This window comes from Paenibacillus sp. FSL P2-0322 (assembly GCF_037975315.1).
Classification (GTDB): Bacteria; Bacillota; Bacilli; order Paenibacillales; family Paenibacillaceae; genus Paenibacillus; species Paenibacillus polymyxa_B.
In genome coordinates this window covers 5,385,001-5,402,070 of the sequence record NZ_CP150243.1, presented here as the reverse complement: position 1 = coordinate 5,402,070, position 17,070 = coordinate 5,385,001, and the positions used below count along the sequence as shown (strand labels likewise).

Sequence of the window (17,070 nt, the reverse complement as noted above, 5' to 3'; positions counted from 1 at the left end):
GGGCGCCTTTATTAGTATGGAGCGGTTAAATTGAAAATTTTATATTTCTCCCCGATCTATTGGGATGATTTAAAACAACGTCCGCAACATTTGGCCGAAGAGCTTGCTAAAATGCCGGGGGTTCACATCACCTTTGTAGAACCATCCATTAGTATACTTAATAGTATTGTAAGGCAGAACTCAGATTATAAAAAAAGAAATCAAACCATAAATGATAGCCTTCAAATATTCAGGCCTTCGGGCAGCCTGAGATTACCCCGAAGCTTTGAAAGCTTAGACGTATTTCATATGAATCATTGGTTTGAAAAGAGACAGTTGGAAGATTTAGTTTCCAGTGCAGATATCATTTGGTTAGGAAGTCCAGTCTTTTATCCTCTTATTAAATCAAATAATAATAAGAAGATTGTGTTTGATCGAATGGACGACTATGTATTTCTAACTAACAATGCATTGATGAAGAAATTACTCGAAAAGTGGGAACTTGAATTACTTGCCAAGGCGGATCTTGTTATTTCTACAAGTAACCATTTGCATAAGCATTCTCAAACATTGTGTAGACAATCTTATTTGGTGAAAAATGCTGTTGATACAGCTATACTAAATATAAATGTAGCTAGCTTGGTTGTTAGCGAGTTAGAATGGTTAAAGCACGAAGGCTACTACATTTTTGGATATGTAGGGGCGATTGACCACTGGTTTGATGTGGAAGCGGTTAGGGCTATTACTGAATTTGATGAGAAATTTGTTGTATGTTTGGTTGGGAGAAATAACCTGAATTATAATTTTGAACAGCATAATAGGATTAAATATTATGAGACTGTCCCTAAATCAGAAATTGGTGCGATTATTGATGCTTTTGATATTTGTTTATACCCCTTTTTGAGGAATTCGGATAGAATTGATACGATCAATCCAGTAAAAGTTTATGAGTATTTGAGTTTTAATAAAGTGATATTAGCGGTGGATAGCGAAGAAACAAGGCTTTTAAATCAGGAAGGAATTTATCTATATAATAGTTTAGAGGAAATAAGAAAATATCTAAAGGATATAGATACCCTGCAACGCCCTTTTTATGATCAAGAGCAACTGGAGGACTTCGTAGTTCATAATAATTGGGAAGCTCGTGCAAAAACCATTATGGAGCTGCTTATAAAAGAGCTTCAATAGGAGGAACTTAGATATGAAAGGGATTATACTAGCAGGAGGGACTGGATCTAGATTATACCCCCTTACTAAAGTTACAAACAAACATTTATTGCCAATTGGTAAATATCCGATGATATATTACTCTATTGATAAGCTCAAAAAGGCGAATATAAATGATATTTTAATCGTTACCGGAAAAGAACATATGGGAGATGTAGTTAATCTCTTAGGAAGTGGTGTCGACCTTGGAGTTACTCTGACTTACAAAGTGCAAGATGAAGCCGGGGGGATTGCCCAGGCTTTGCTTTTAGCTGAGCACTTTGTTGGCAATGACAAGATGGTTGTTATTTTGGGGGACAATGTTTTTAAAGATGATATATCATCGTTTGTTGAAAAATTCAAACTTCAAGAATCAGGAGCGAAATTACTACTTCATAAAGTGCCTGATGCTAACCGCTATGGGGTACCAGAATTACAAGGCGATAACATTGTAAATATTGAAGAAAAGCCGGAGATTCCTAAGAGTGATTATGCAGTTACGGGCATTTATATGTTCAACCACTCGGTATTCAATATCATCAAGACCTTGACTCCTTCAGCAAGAGGAGAATATGAAATAACAGATGTTAATAACGCTTATATTCAACGAAACCAACTTACATTTGATATTTTAGAGAATTGGTGGACTGATGCGGGAACACATAGTTCATTGATGCTTGCTAACAAATTAGTAAGTGAAATGAATTATGAGCTTTTTTCTTAGTATTATCATAGAACTAGCGACATCTTATATCTAAGTACTGAACATTAGAATCAGTTTAATAAATTTTATTTTGCTCGCATTAACTGATTTTACCCCAGCTAATCGGCAAACTGCTTTACACAAAAGCCCCCGATTTTTTTCGAGGGCTTTTGTGTATGCATCGACATCTGTATTGAATTAGAATAGATCTGGATTATCAGGGTATATTTTTTTGAATTGTGAACGTATAAGTTCAATTTTTTCTTTCGTGATGGATGATGTTTTTTTCAAGACTATGGTTTTTACGTTATTATCAAGAGTATAGCTCTTTAAAGGTATATAATTATTTTTAAGAGATCCGTTCATTACCTCTTCTGCGAGAATACCTACAACTTTTTGACCACTTTCACCTAAATGGTATTGTGTAGGTGATGCGATCACGACATAATCGGACTCAAAAAACGACACTGGAAAGCCATCTCTTAAATCAACGTGATGGGTCAGATTCATAAATGGAAGAGCGTTGCTATTGTCAGGCATTTCAATCTGTCTGAGTATGTCATCATTAAGAATTCCAGAGCTAGACAGAACATATACTTTATGCTGCTCTGATGAGATTTCCTTAAGATAAGCCGTTAATTGTTTTAAAACAGGTATATCCGTTCTTACTCTAGGTGTTTGTTTAAAGTCACTGAATAAAGAAGAAAAATAGGTAACAGGTCGTGCATTTACATTAGTGAACGTTACCAAGAAATTACAAGCGACTAAATAAACTATAATAACTAAGAAAACACTTTTTGCATACTTTATCTTGGACAAATAGTTTAGAATAAGAATAACGCCACAAATAAATAGAATTAATACGTTCACTGTAAGAAGATAATAATGCTGAGAAGCTAAGCTTTGAATTCTTGTAAAAAGAAAGTACGTAATAAATAAGTTCGTAACTACAAAGATTGATATATACCTAGTTGTACTAATAAATAACAAGCCTATGCAACCAACAAGAGCTATCAGAAAAATGAAGGCACCATAATGATAAAATAAATTCTGTAAGTTACTTAAGACGTCACCAAAATAATAAGCTGAGTAGGCGTTTTTGAAGTTATTGGTTAGGGCTCTTTGAATAAATTCATTGAAGAATATAATAAGAAATAACGCGCTTGAAGATCCTATAATGAAAAAATTTAAAATAACCTGCAAGAGCTGTTTGAAGCGAAACTCTTTTTCTAGAATCCATTTGAACAAAAAAGCGATACTGATCGAGCCAAAAAGAGATACGATCCAAAACCCATACCATCTTCTTGTGAATGTTAGTAATACCAAGCAAGCTGCTAAGAGTAAAACTGCTTTTAAATTTAAGCGTTCAAAATCATTATTAAATAAGATAACAAGGGACAAGCAAATAAAAATGAGTCCTATAGAATCCAGATATCCACCTAACATAGGAGCTATCATAATTGGAAAGGTAAATGTAAGTACAAAGATCATAAAAACGTTCAACTTTGTGTTTAACTGGATTTGATCAGCAATCTTGATACATAATAAGAAAAGTATCAAACAAGAAGGATACAAGAAGCAGGTATAGATTGCCAAGACATAGCTCATGTAGCTTGTACCTAAGAACTTTAATGGTAAAGAGAGAAAGACTGTTGGGAAAACGGAATAATCGTCTCTTAAAATGCTTGCATAGATTTGTTTAGATGCTGCTATAAAATCTGTACTTAAAAGGTTATTAAATTGTATGGACGTATTCCAATAGGCTGAAAAGTCCCAATAATAAATGAAATGCTCCCTTTGAAGGAATGCGTAAATGAATATTATCCCAACTAGATAACCGCCAAAAGCTAGGTATTGCACCATTATTTCTTTCTTGGCATATGTTAAGATACCACTAATGTGTAAAATGTATGTAGCACCTATGACAAACGACTGCGCAATATTTAGACCGAATAATATGGAAATATAGTAAGAATCGACTTTAAACAGTATTAGAATCGGGATAAGTAGCCACATCAGAACCAAATAGGACCAAACAAAATTTTTATTAACTCTCGATAAATTCAAAAGCATATTCCCTCCCAATATAGTGTGCTTATTAATCTTATAGTAATCATAAATGAAAGTATATACTCAAGATGTTGGAGGTTTCGTGAATGATAATAAAGGAAGTACTTTCAGGTGCAAAAATCATTGAACCCGTGGTTCATGGTGATCACCGTGGTTTTTTTATGGAAAGTTACAATGAACAGATCATGAAAGAAAACGGAATAGACCATGCTTTTATTCAAGATAACCAATCCTTGTCTGCAGAAGCCGGTGTGATTCGTGGATTGCATTACCAACTTAATCCTAAAGCACAGACCAAACTCATTCGTGTGCTTTTTGGAGCTATCTACGATGTGATTTTGGATATTCGTAAAAGTTCTCCGACGTTCGGTCAATGGGTCGGAGTCATCTTAAGCGAGCATAATAGACGTCAGCTACTGGTGCCTAAGGGTTTTGCTCATGGGTTCTGTACGCTTGTTCCTAACACTCAAGTGCTGTATAAGGTAGACGAGTATTATTCACCTGAAAATGATCGTGGAATTCTGTGGAATGATCCTGCACTAGGGATTGATTGGCCAACTTCTCATGCTATTCTTTCGGAGAAGGATCAGAAGCATCCAGCACTGGCTGACGCAAACATTAATTTTGATTAGAGGAATAATAAGATTTAGGAGGTCTGTATGAAACTTCTTGTCACCGGCGGGGCCGGATTTATAGGCAGTAACTTTGTATTGTATATGCTAAAACACCATCCAGATTACGAAATTGTAAATATAGATGCTCTTACCTATGCAGGTAACTTGGAAAATTTGAAATCCATTGAAAATAATCCCAAACATAGCTTCATCAAAATAGATATTACCGACGCACAAGCGATTGACCAGCTGATGCAGCAGGGAATCGATGTGGTAGTTAATTTTGCAGCGGAGTCACATGTGGATCGGAGTATTTTGGAACCGGAAGTGTTTGTGAAAACAAACGTATTGGGTACGCAAGTGCTACTGGACGCAGCCAAGAAATATAACGTGACCAAGTTTGTACAGGTATCAACAGATGAGGTGTACGGTTCTCTGGGAGAAACAGGATTGTTTACGGAGGAAACTCCGTTGCAGCCTAATAGTCCTTATTCTGCATCCAAGGCAGGTGGCGATCTGCTAGTTCGTGCATATCATGAAACCTTCGGTTTACCAGTGAATATCACGCGTTGTTCTAACAACTATGGTCCATACCAGTTTCCTGAAAAATTGATCCCGCTAATGATCTCACGTGCACTGAGCGATCAACAGCTACCTGTATACGGGGATGGCTTGAACATTCGCGACTGGTTGTATGTAGAGGATCATTGCAGTGCAATTGATCTGGTCATTCATCAGGGTAAACTGGGTGAAGTATACAATATCGGGGGAAATAACGAGCGGACAAATGTGCATATCGTCAAAACGGTATTGGAGGAGCTGGGCAAGCCAGAATCTCTGATTTCGTATGTGCAGGATCGTCCAGGTCATGACCGCCGTTATGGCATTGATCCAACGAAGACGATGAATGAGTTGGGCTGGAAGCCGAAGCACTCTTTTGAAACCGGCATTAAAGAAACGATTCGCTGGTATCTGGACAATGAAGAATGGTGGACTCGCATTCAATCTGGCGAATATCAACAATACTATGCAAAGCAGTACGGTTCCCGCTTGGGGGATGAGTAGAATGAAGGTATTGGTTACTGGAGCATCCGGTCAACTTGGTAAAGATGTAGTAAAGGTTTTTCAGGAGCAAGGACATGATGTCCTGGGTTACGATCGCGAACAATTAGATATCACGGATTTGCAGCAGACGGTGAAGATTGTAGGACAATATCAACCTGACGCCGTAATCCACTGTGCAGCGTATACGGCTGTGGATGCAGCGGAGACCGATGTAGACGGGGCTTATCAAGTCAACGCGGCAGGTACACGTAATATGGCGCTGGCTGCGGAAAAGGTTGGAGCCAAGCTGGTTTATATCAGTACAGATTATGTGTTCGATGGAACGGCAAAGCAGCCATATCATGAGTACGATAATACCAATCCGCAGAGTATCTACGGAAAGTCCAAACGGGCGGGAGAGGTATTGACCCAAACACTTTCCTCTAGGTATTTTATTGTTCGTACATCTTGGGTTTATGGATTGCACGGGAACAATTTTGTCAAAACGATGCTGAAGCTTGGTCAGGAGAAGCCGCTCCTGCAGGTGGTGAATGATCAGAAGGGTTCACCTACCTATACAGTGGATTTGGCACGTTTTTTGGCGGAATTGATTCAAACGGAGAAGTATGGCGTATACCATGCATCCAATAGCGGCTCCTGTACCTGGTATGAATTTACGCAAGCTATTTTACAGGATGCGGCGGAAATATTAGATGCCAAGATCACAGCGAAATTGGAGCCGTGCAGCACAGAGCAATTCCCCAGACCGGCAGCGCGGCCATGCAACTCTGTTATGGAGCATATAGCGATCCGAACCAACGGGTTAAATGATTTGCGCGAATGGCGTGAGGGATTGCGTGATTTTTTGCAGGAGTGTCTTAGTAAATCCGAGTAATTAAAACCTTATTATAAATATCAACAATCTCCCATCAGTTCATGATTGGGAGATTTTATTATATTAAAGCCTATGTTGATTAAGGACGCTGAGCATTATAATGTATAAGCAGATGGAACCTATTGTCCCTCTATTACACATTTTAAAAGAAGGAGGTCATTACTCTGAACAGACCTAACATACAAATTTTATTGTCTACATATAATGGAGCAGCTTATTTAGATGAGCAAATAGAAAGTCTCATCAATCAAAAAGACGTAGAAGTTCAGATTCTAATTCGTGATGATGGCTCGACAGATGATACGGTTGCCAAGTTGAGAGTGCTGAAGCAACGTTATCCTCAACAGATTATTTTATGCCTCGAGAGCAATGTAGGGGTTATTAAAAGCTTTTTTGATTTGATTCAAAGATCGTCTGAGACATTCGACTATTACGCTTTTTGTGATCAGGATGATGTGTGGATGCCGAACAAACTCGCTCAGGCTGTGTCTCATCTCAGGGATCAGGATGGAAGTCGGCCGCTGATGTACTGTTCTGCTACACAAATGGTCTCTCAAACATTGGAACCACTCAAAGTATGGCCAGCTGACATCCCACGACCTGTATCCTTCTATAATGCTCTCATTGAGAATGTGTGTGTAGGTTGTACCATGGTGATCAATAAAGAAACACTCGAGCTCGTGAAAAAGAGAATTCCGACTTCTTTGGATAACATTATTATGCATGACTGGTGGATTTACTTATGCACCTCCTCTTTTGGTGAGGTTGTTTTTGACCCCGAGCCGTCCATTTTGTATCGGCAGCATCAAAACAATGTGTTGGGAGGTTCTACTGATGGCTGGGTTAGCAAGTGGAGGAAAAGACTAAGTAGATTTATAAAAGGAAAAAATCGCTATATTTTAAGCAAACAAGCCCAGCAATTTATTCAACTTTATGGACAAGACATGTCTCCTCAAATGTATAAAGATATGGATCAGTTCCTGGAAAGCTACCAAAAGGGCGTATTTTCTCGTATGAAATATATTTGGCAGTCTCCATTTTATAGGCAGTCACGGTTGGACAACTGGATTTATAAGTTGGTTTTCATAATGAGGAAGTTATAGAGGTATGGAAAGAAAAATATTGAAACTTTTTTCCATATATGAGCGTCAAATAGTCAAAGGTGCAAATGAATACTAGATAAAATACCATCGAATGCGTGTTCCTTTATGGAAAAATATAGTATAATTGAAACGTGCAACCGATAGAGCTGGCAAGGGCGGTCGGCTAACTCTCCCGAGGAGGGGGGTGAAGCCTGTGACAGTGTTTGAGGCGCTCAGTTTAATGCTGACGTTCGGGGCGTTAATCGTCACACTGTTAGAGTTTAACAAACGAAAATAGACCGCCCCCGCAAGGAAGGGTCTATTTTCGGCCTGATTGTTCCAAAACCGTCCGCTCTTGGAGCGTTGGTTGCGCAGGGGCTGGCTGGCACCAGCCCTTTTTCCATGTATATCTTACCACGATGAATTTTAGACCTCAACCGAGGATTTTACAAAAATCTAATAAACGACTCCCAATGAACAATATATAGATCGAAATGGTTTCGTTTGTCTATATTTGCACTTTGGAGAGATAGGAATCGAATTTTGTGAAATTCTACTAACTATGTAAGGTTACAAGTTATGTGCTTTTTTGCGCCCCGTGGTCTGCGCGGTATGCTATAATAGGCGATAGTAGAATAGATTACTGAATTTGTCAGGAGCGTTTTAAATATGGATGTAAGCATACTGGTCGTCAACTATAATACGTGTCAATTGACGCTGGATTGTTTGCAATCGGTGTATGCGTCAAAGTCGCAGTACCGATATGAAGTGATTGTTATTGATAATCACTCCAGTGACGGATCTGTTGAGGCTATTCGTGCTGCATACCCGGAGATTACGTTGATAGCCAATAAGAATAATACAGGTTTTGCCAAGGCGAACAACCAGGGGATGGAAGTAGCCAGCGGGCGTTATGTATTGTTATTGAACTCCGATACGTTGGTGCAACCGGACACGCTGGATACAATGATTCAGTTTATGGATACGTATCCGGAGATGGGGGCATCGGGTTGCAAGGTCATCTTGCCGGATGGATCATTAGACAAGGCTTGTAAGCGAGGATTTCCAACGCCGTCAGCTTCTTTTTACTACGCTTTCGGCTGGTCGAAGCGTTACCCGGATAACCCGAAGTACAATCAATATCAGCTTGGGCATCTAAGCCCGGACGATGAGTATCCTGTAGATGTACTGGTAGGTGCTTTTATGCTGGTGCGCAGGGAGACGATTGACCAGGTCGGGGGGTTGGACGAAACCTTTTTTATGTATGGTGAGGATATTGACTGGTGTTACCGGATTAAGCAAGCCGGGTGGGGCATTTACTACTACCCGCGCACATATATTATTCATATCAAAGGGGGCAGCGCTCGCCGTCGTCCTTTGAAAATTATTTATGAGTTTCATAGAGCAATGTGGGTATTTCATCGTAAGCATTATAAACAGCAATACAGTTGGATCACCAATATGGCTGTATATGCGGGAATTACCGTGAAATTTGGAATGGCCTTTCTAAAAAATAAGTTGTCCGCACCGGTCAAGCCAGACGGCGGGGAACAATCTCGTACTGAGGTGAAAGCATGATACGCAGAAATCAGCGTTTTTTAACCCAATTATATATTGTGGCGGATTTCGCGGTCATTCAGTTGTCCTTTCTGATCGCTTGGTTTTTCAAATTTGAAAGTGAATGGATCACCTATAAAGAACCGCTTCCTATTCAAGTATATGGAGGCTGGAGCTTAATCTACGGCCTGATTGCTGTAGTATTGGGGATGTTATTCTCGCTCTATTCGCCCAAACGCAAAAAACGGTTTGCAGACGACGTATTCCGCGTCACCCAGATTCATATTGTTGGCCTGTTCGTGCTGTTGAGTGTGATGTTCTTCGTGAAGCAAATCGACATTTCGCGGTCCTATTTGGCAATCTATATGATTGGAAACGTTCTGCTTATTTTGTTTTACCGATTTTTTTTGAAGCAAGTTCTTAAAGCTCTCCGTCAAAAAGGATACAACAAGCAATTCATGCTTATTCTCGGGGCGGGTACTCTAGGCCAACGATTTTATCATAACCTTGGACAGTATCCTGATCTGGGATACGAGGTAGTGGGTTTTCTGGATGATAAGCGGCATTGGAGTGAAGAGGAAGAGGCGCATTTTCGCCCGATTCTTGGAGGCTTAGATCAATTGGAGGCTACGCTGTCGCGTCTGATGATTGACGAGGTCATTCTGGCGCTGCCGCTGGATGCTCATGATAAGTACCCCAAGATTATCAACATGTGTGAAAAAGCTGGAGTGCGCACGCTTATAATCCCCGACTTTTTCGATTATTTGCCGGCTCGCCCGTACTTTGACAACTTTGCAGGTATGCCGATGATCAATGTACGGGATATTCCACTGGATGTGGCGGGGAATCGATTGTTTAAGCGTCTGTTCGATATTTTATTCTCTTTATTCGCGATTCTCCTGACCTCTCCGATCATGCTAGGGGTGGCGATTGGTGTGATGATTACATCCAGAGGGCCAATCATTTTTAAGCAGGAGCGGGTAGGCTTGAACCGTCGTACCTTCCGAATATACAAATTTCGTTCGATGAAGGTGCTGCCCCCTGGAACTGAAGATACGGGCTGGACGACTGCTAATGACCCAAGACGCACACGTTTTGGTACTTTTATTCGTAAAACGAGTCTCGACGAGTTGCCGCAATTTTTCAACGTTCTGCTGGGTGATATGAGTGTCGTTGGTCCACGCCCAGAACGACCCTATTATGTGGATCAGTTCCGTGAGGAAATTCCAAAATACATGGTGAAGCATCATGTTCGTCCTGGAATCACAGGCTGGGCACAGAGCAACGGGTTGCGTGGAGATACATCTATTGAGGAACGGATTAAGCATGACATTTTCTATATTGAGAACTGGTCGCTCTTATTCGATATTAAAATTATTTTCCGTACGATTCGCAATGGTTTCAAGAACGCGTATTAATCCAGAGTCACCCTTCGGTTTAGCCGGAGGGTGTTTTTGCGTCTGGCAGTTGTTTTGAGTATGCGTATGTGGGGTATTGACCTGTACGAAAAGGATGTGACACCCTATGAAACGACTAATTGCTGCGGTCATTCTTTTAATATTAACCGGCACATTTTTACTGGGTTACAAAGGGCAATCTACAGAAGAACATACTGGCTTTACCACGCACCGTGTGATTTCGCATGCCATGGGAGCCGTTGATGGTTTGGCCTATACTAATGCGCGTGAAGCGTTTGTGGAAAATTATAAAAAAGGCAGCCGCGTATTCGAGGTCGACCTGATGTTTACTTCGGACGGACATTTAGTGGCGCGCCATGAATGGACAGAATCTTTTACAGAGCAAATGCAACAGGAACACGCAGTTGCTACAGAACAGGGCGGAAAACCTTGGAGCTATCATCAATTTAAAAACACACCCATACACGGTTCCTATACTCCAGTAGATTGGAAGGATGTATTGGAACTATTGGAAACATACCCGGATGCTTATATTGTGACCGATACGAAAGAACAGGACCCTGCCCAAATCAAACAGTTGTTTGCACAACTGACCCGTCAGGCACAGGAGAAAAACCCCGAGCTTTTGTCCCGTATTGTTCCTCAAATTTACAATGAAGAAATGCTGCAAACGTTGCGGAGTATTTATCCCTATCCATCCGTTATTTATACGCTCTACGCCACAGAGGATAAAGATGACCAGATCCTTCGATTTGTACAACAAAATGATATAACGGCAGTAACTTTACCAGAGAATCGGGTGAGTGGTGCTTTAGTGGAAAGTTTGCGCCAGGCAGGAGCAGTGTGCTACGTAAATACCATTAATGAGTTGAAGGATGCGGCTGAGTATGAACAGATGGGTGTTCGAGGTTTCTATACAGATATTTTAACGGAAAAAGAACTTAGTAAACGCAGTTGGTTGTATGCGCTACGACCATGATCTGTCTGAACGGGGTGTTCCCATTTGATACGAACATTGACACCTTTTAAGCACTGTCATAGACTTAGCATAGAACGCTTTTGGATATTGGAATTCGGCTCGACTGGATCATGACAAAAGCAATGGATGCTGGAGGAATGTGTGTTGGCAGATTCAATTCAATCATGGAAGCATGTGTTTAAGCTTGATCCTGACAAGGAACTGGATGATGAGGCACTTGACGCCGTGTGTATGTCTGGTACGGACGCCATTATGGTAGGAGGTTCATCGGGTGTAACCTATGAAAATACGGTGGATTTGCTGTCACGGGTTCGGCGTTATGAGGTGCCGTGTGTGCTTGAGGTGTCCGATCTGGAGGCTGTAGTGCCAGGGTTTGATCTATATATGATTCCCATGGTACTGAATACCACTGACAGTAATTGGATTCTAGGGCAGCACCAACGTGCGATTGAACAGCTTGGTTATGTGATCCCGTGGGATTTGCTTGTGGCGGAAGGATATATTGTTTTGAACGGTGATTCCACGGTCGCTAAGCTTACCGGAGCAGATGCTTCGCTGGGTGCTTCATCTGCCGCCTCATATGCACAGATTGCTGACAAGCTCATGCATCTGCCGATTGTATATGTGGAATATAGCGGTGCTTTTGGGGATATGGAGCTGGTGCAAAAAATACATCGCAGTACGGAGCGCTCTCGTGTCCTATACGGGGGAGGAATCGTGGATAAATCTACCGCGTTACAAGCGGCTGCGGTTTGTGACACCATTGTAGTAGGTAACATCATTTATCGTGACTTGGCGAAGGCGCTGGAGACGATAGCTGTGAAATTGGAAGTATAGAACGTGAATTTATGGAAGCTCAGGGAAAGGAGCATGCACGCATGCAATCAATAGATATACATGAGGCGGTAGCTCGCCTTAATCCGCCTCAGCGTCAGGCTGTGGAGGCGGTAGATGGTCCGCTGCTGATTATGGCTGGCGCAGGCAGTGGTAAAACACGGGTGCTCACGCACCGAATAGCTTACCTCATCGCGACCCGCAAGACGGCTCCATGGGGCATTTTGGCGATTACCTTTACGAACAAGGCTGCGCGTGAAATGCAGGATCGCGTATCCAAGCTGATTGGCCCGCAGGGGAGAGATGTGTGGGTATCCACCTTCCACTCGATGTGTGTGCGTATTTTACGTCGGGATATCGAGCGGATTGGATTCACCTCGAATTTCAGCATTTTGGATTCTACGGATCAATTGTCTGTCATTCGGAGCTGCATGAAGGATCTGAATATAGACACCAAAAAGTTTGAACCCAAAGCGGTTCAGTCTATGATGAGTACGGCTAAAAATGAACTGGTCACTCCCGAAATGTATGAGCGCAAGATTGGCGACTATTTTGAGGGGATTGTGGCGAAGGTATATACCAAGTACCAACAACGGCTCAAAAACAACAACTCTCTTGATTTTGATGATTTGATCATGGCAACGATTCAGCTATTTAAAGAAGTACCTGAGGTACTGGATTTCTACCAGAAGAAATTTCAATACATTCATGTTGATGAATATCAGGATACGAACCGTGCGCAGTACATGCTGTGCAAAATGCTGGCCGACAAGCATCACCGGATTTGCGTAGTAGGTGACAGTGACCAATCCATCTATCGGTGGCGGGGGGCGGATATTAGCAACATTTTGAATTTTGAAGAGGACTACCCGGAAGCGCGCACCATTTTGCTGGAGCAGAACTACCGGTCCACCTCAAATATTCTCAATGCTGCCAACGAAGTTATTGGTCAAAATACAGGCCGCAAGCCGAAAAAACTATGGACTGACAAAGAAGGCGGAGCCAAGATTAAAGTTTACCGTGCTGACTCCGAGCATGATGAGGGCTACTTTATCGCCTCAGAAATTCATAAGAATATTAATGCGGGCAAAACCTATAGCCATCATGCCATTTTGTACCGTACGAATGCTCAGTCTCGGGTTGTCGAGGAAATTTTGATTAAATCGGATATTCCTTACCAGATCGTGGGCGGTATCAAGTTCTATGATCGTAAAGAAATTAAGGATTTGCTGGCGTATCTTCGCCTACTCTCCAATCCTGACGACGACATCAGCTTGATCCGAATCATTAATGTGCCAAAACGAAGCATCGGAGACACGACCGTCGGTAAATTGCAGGCAGCTGCAGCGGAACGTGGAGTTTCGATTTTCCGTGTCCTTCAAGTTGTAGACGATTTGGGCTTTGCAGGACGTACGCGCAATGCGTTGGTAGAGTTTTACGATATGATCGAAGGTTTAAGTCGGATGGTAGACTACCTGTCGGTTACCGAGTTAACAGAAAAAATGTTGGAAACCACCCAATATCGATTGGAACTGCAAAACGAGAATACACTTGAGTCACGCTCGCGTTTGGAGAATATTGATGAGTTCCTGTCGGTAACCATGGAATTTGAAAAAGGAGCGGAAGACAAGTCACTCGTCTCCTTCCTGACCGACCTTGCTCTGATTGCCGATATTGATTCCATGAATGACGATGAAGAAGAGCAAAGCGATGCGGTTGTATTGATGACCATGCATAGCGCCAAAGGACTGGAGTTTCCTATCGTATTTATTGTCGGTATGGAGGAGGGAGTATTCCCTCATAGTCGTGCTTTTCTGGATAACGAAGAGCTGGAGGAAGAGCGCAGATTGGCGTATGTCGGGATTACCCGTGCAGAGGAGCAACTGTTCCTTACATGCGCACAGATGCGCACTCTGTTTGGCCGCACCACAGCTAACCCGCCTTCCCGCTTTCTCGAAGAGATTCCGGACGAGTTAAAAGAGGATACGATCATTAAACGTGACCGCTACCGCCGTTCAGGCAATGTAGGCGGATCTTATGGTGGGCGCGGACTGAATAAAGGTAGTGGCAGCAACTTTGGTGGAGAACGCTCGTTTGATACGATGAGCCGCAGTGGTTCGTCCGCTTCCGCGTCACCCCGCGTAACAGTAACGACATCTTCATCTGCGAAAGCAACTCCGGCTGCTTCGGCAGGAGGCCCCTCCATTTTTGCTGCCGGAGACAAGGTACAGCATGGCAAATGGGGGATTGGAACCATTGTCGCTGTAAAAGGGACGGGTAATGATATGGAGCTTCAAATTGCTTTCCCGGCTCCAGTAGGGGTTAAACGACTGCTGGCTGGCTTTGCACCAATTACAAAAGTAGAATAAATCTCAAACATCATTAAATCTCGAACCTCATGAGTGGCAGCTTGGCTTAGGCCTCTGCCCTGATGAAGTTCCCGGAGGGATACGCCTGCATGAACCCAATGCACAGGATGGAGCAGCTTGTTGCTGAACTGAACACATATAACTATCATTACTACACACTGGATGAACCCAAGATCAGCGACAAAGAATATGATGTGCTTTATGACGAGCTGGTAGCGCTTGAACAGACTAGCGGTCTTGTGCTGCCGGATTCGCCGACACAGCGTGTGGGTGGGGAGTTACTCAAAGGTTTCACACCGCATCGCCACCTTGCCCCATTATGGAGCCTTGATAAAGCTCAGAATATGGAACAGCTGCGTGCATGGAACGCGCGTGTTGTTAAACTGGTCAATGATTACAATACCAAGAACCCGGAGCAACCTTTGCCATCTCCAGGCTATGCGATAGAACTTAAATTCGATGGGCTGACGCTGAACCTGACGTATACAGATGGACAGCTGGTACAGGCTTCCACCCGCGGTAATGGCGTTGTGGGTGAGGGAATACTGGCACAGGTGAAGACCATTAAATCCGTACCACTTACAATTCCTTTTCGAAATGGAACAATTGAAGTACAGGGAGAAGGGATAATGAATCTCTCTGTACTGTCCAAATATAATGAGACTGCCGTGGACCCTCTTAAAAATGCACGCAACGCCGCAGCTGGCGCTTTGCGTAACTTGAATCCCAAAGTGACAGCTGAACGACGATTGAATGCATTTTTCTACAATGTGGGATATGCAGACCGTATCCAATTTGACAGCCACCAGGAAATGATGACTTTCCTGCGTGAAAATCATTTTAAGGTAAACCCTTACCTGACTTACTTTGATAATTTTGAAGATGTAATGGAGCAACTGATTGAGATTGAAGAATCTCGTGCCGGATTGGATTATCTCATTGATGGGGCAGTATTGAAAATTACAGATATGCGCACACGTGAGGCTCTCGGGTATACCGATAAATTCCCACGCTGGGCGGTGGCATATAAGTTCGAAGCTGAGGAAACGACAACGGTGCTTAACTCGGTTGAGTGGAATGTAGGACGAACCGGTAAAATCACCCCACTTGCAAGGGTAGAGCCGGTAGAGCTGGCGGGAGTCACTGTACAAAATTGTACACTGAACAATGCTGGTGACATTGAGCGCAAAAACCTGAAGTTTGCTTTGGGGGCACGTGTGTTTATCCGTCGCTCAAACGATGTCATTCCGGAGATATTAGGAAAGGTAACGTCTGAGAACGACGGTGAGGAAATTGTCGTACCAGATCATTGTCCAGCCTGCGGGTTTCCGTTGCAGCAGCGAGGTGCCCATTTGTTTTGCGACAATAAGCTGGGGTGTAAACCACAAATTGTGGCTCGTATTTCCCATTTTGCTTCACGTGATGCTATGGATATTGAGACATTCAGTGACAAAACGGCCATACAGCTACATGACGAACTGGAAGTGCGCGAGCCTGCGGATCTGTATACACTCCAATATGATGATCTTGTGAAGCTGGAGCGGTTTGGTGAGAAAAAGGCCAGTAACCTCTTGGCGGCACTAGAAAAGAGTAAAGAGAGAGATTTGGCTTCTTTCCTTTATGCTCTGGGTATACCGAATACCGGTAAAGCGACAACACGTATGTTGGCTGAACATTACCGTGATTTGCACAAGACGATGTCCGCTACGGTGGAAGAACTGATAGAACTACCGGATGTAGGCGGGATTGTAGCCGAAAGCATTGTGGCTTTCTTTGCCGATCCATTTACTCAGGCGGGAATTGAAAAGATGCTGTCTCTAGGGGTGAAAGCTCAAGCCCCTGAAGCTCCACAGGAGAAGAAGACAGACAGCTTTTTCAGTAGCAAAACGGTCGTGCTTACAGGTACCTTGCATCAGCTTACGCGTGAAGAAGCTGTATCCAAGCTGGAGGCGCTTGGAGCCAAAGTTGCGGGGTCTGTATCGAAAAAGACGGATCTAGTCATAGCTGGTGAAAAGGCTGGGAGTAAGCTGGCTAAGGCCCAACAGCTCGGAATTGACACCATAGAAGATGAGGATGAATTTATCAGACTGCTGGAACAAGAATAAATAGTTTTGCAATGAGTGCAGTCATTCCGCTCTGGGGCGGGGTGGCTGCCTTATTATCTGTTGTATCGTAGGAAATAAAATAGATATAAATAAATGCTTGCTAAATAACTTTAGGCATGATATATTATTAGACGTTGCTTTGAGAATAACATTTCTTGAAGCGAGGTTGCTGAAAAGATAATCAAAAAAAGATTTGACAAGAAAGCAACTCACAT

Annotated in this window: 13 protein-coding genes; 12 read left to right on the top strand and 1 reads right to left on the bottom strand. The window is 42.6% G+C overall.

Features of this window, described 5'->3' with window-relative positions; all coding sequences use genetic code 11:
• Nucleotides 1-30: 30 nt before the first annotated feature.
• Both MKY24_RS23995 and MKY24_RS23990 read left to right on the top strand, forming a co-directional pair.
• A complete protein-coding gene (locus MKY24_RS23995) occupies nt 31-1,167 on the top strand; it encodes a hypothetical protein (RefSeq protein ID WP_339201012.1) in 1,137 nt (378 codons plus the stop codon).
• 13 nt (nt 1,168-1,180) lie between these two features.
• Complete coding sequence (locus MKY24_RS23990) at nt 1,181-1,909, top strand: sugar phosphate nucleotidyltransferase (RefSeq protein ID WP_028542099.1); 729 nt, start codon at nt 1,181-1,183, stop codon at nt 1,907-1,909.
• Nucleotides 1,910-2,086: 177 nt separating this feature from the next.
• On the opposite strand, the gene MKY24_RS23985 is transcribed toward MKY24_RS23990, so the two are convergent.
• Complete coding sequence (locus MKY24_RS23985; RefSeq protein WP_028542097.1) at nt 2,087-3,961, bottom strand: hypothetical protein; 1,875 nt, start codon at nt 3,959-3,961, stop codon at nt 2,087-2,089.
• Nucleotides 3,962-4,044: 83 nt separating this feature from the next.
• Between MKY24_RS23985 and rfbC the strand changes: the two genes are divergently transcribed.
• From rfbC to ligA, 10 genes are all read left to right on the top strand, one after another.
• Nucleotides 4,045-4,590: a dTDP-4-dehydrorhamnose 3,5-epimerase gene (rfbC, locus tag MKY24_RS23980; protein ID WP_339201011.1), complete on the top strand. Its 546-nt coding sequence runs from the start codon at nt 4,045-4,047 to the stop codon at nt 4,588-4,590.
• 27 nt (nt 4,591-4,617) lie between these two features.
• Nucleotides 4,618-5,637 carry a dTDP-glucose 4,6-dehydratase gene (gene rfbB, locus MKY24_RS23975; RefSeq protein WP_028542095.1) on the top strand — a complete coding sequence of 340 codons (1,020 nt, stop codon included), beginning with the start codon at nt 4,618-4,620 and terminating at the stop codon, nt 5,635-5,637.
• A 1-nt stretch (nt 5,638) separates the two neighbouring features.
• Entirely contained in the window at nt 5,639-6,511 is an 873-nt protein-coding gene (gene rfbD, locus MKY24_RS23970) for a dTDP-4-dehydrorhamnose reductase (protein WP_028542094.1), read from the top strand.
• Nucleotides 6,512-6,675: 164 nt separating this feature from the next.
• Nucleotides 6,676-7,614 carry a glycosyltransferase family 2 protein gene (locus MKY24_RS23965; RefSeq protein ID WP_071558176.1) on the top strand — a complete coding sequence of 313 codons (939 nt, stop codon included), beginning with the start codon at nt 6,676-6,678 and terminating at the stop codon, nt 7,612-7,614.
• 648 nt (nt 7,615-8,262) lie between these two features.
• On the top strand, nt 8,263-9,171 hold the full coding sequence (locus MKY24_RS23960; RefSeq protein WP_023990581.1) for a glycosyltransferase family 2 protein: 909 nt from the start codon (nt 8,263-8,265) through the stop codon (nt 9,169-9,171).
• The gene (locus tag MKY24_RS23955; protein ID WP_339201010.1) at nt 9,168-10,568 is read left to right on the top strand and encodes an undecaprenyl-phosphate glucose phosphotransferase; all 1,401 of its coding nucleotides are present in this window, start codon (nt 9,168-9,170) and stop codon (nt 10,566-10,568) included. The genes MKY24_RS23960 and MKY24_RS23955 overlap by 4 nt, the downstream gene beginning before the upstream one ends.
• A 106-nt stretch (nt 10,569-10,674) precedes the next feature.
• On the top strand, nt 10,675-11,547 hold the full coding sequence (locus tag MKY24_RS23950) for a phosphatidylinositol-specific phospholipase C/glycerophosphodiester phosphodiesterase family protein (protein ID WP_339201008.1): 873 nt from the start codon (nt 10,675-10,677) through the stop codon (nt 11,545-11,547).
• Between the two features lie 126 nt (nt 11,548-11,673).
• Nucleotides 11,674-12,384: a heptaprenylglyceryl phosphate synthase gene (locus MKY24_RS23945; protein ID WP_049828463.1), complete on the top strand. Its 711-nt coding sequence runs from the start codon at nt 11,674-11,676 to the stop codon at nt 12,382-12,384.
• A 41-nt stretch (nt 12,385-12,425) separates the two neighbouring features.
• On the top strand, nt 12,426-14,750 hold the full coding sequence (gene pcrA, locus MKY24_RS23940; RefSeq protein ID WP_023990577.1) for a DNA helicase PcrA: 2,325 nt from the start codon (nt 12,426-12,428) through the stop codon (nt 14,748-14,750).
• A gap of 89 nt (nt 14,751-14,839) precedes the next feature.
• Complete coding sequence (gene ligA, locus MKY24_RS23935; RefSeq protein ID WP_279835315.1) at nt 14,840-16,855, top strand: NAD-dependent DNA ligase LigA; 2,016 nt, start codon at nt 14,840-14,842, stop codon at nt 16,853-16,855.
• The last annotated feature ends 215 nt before the right edge of the window (nt 16,856-17,070 follow it).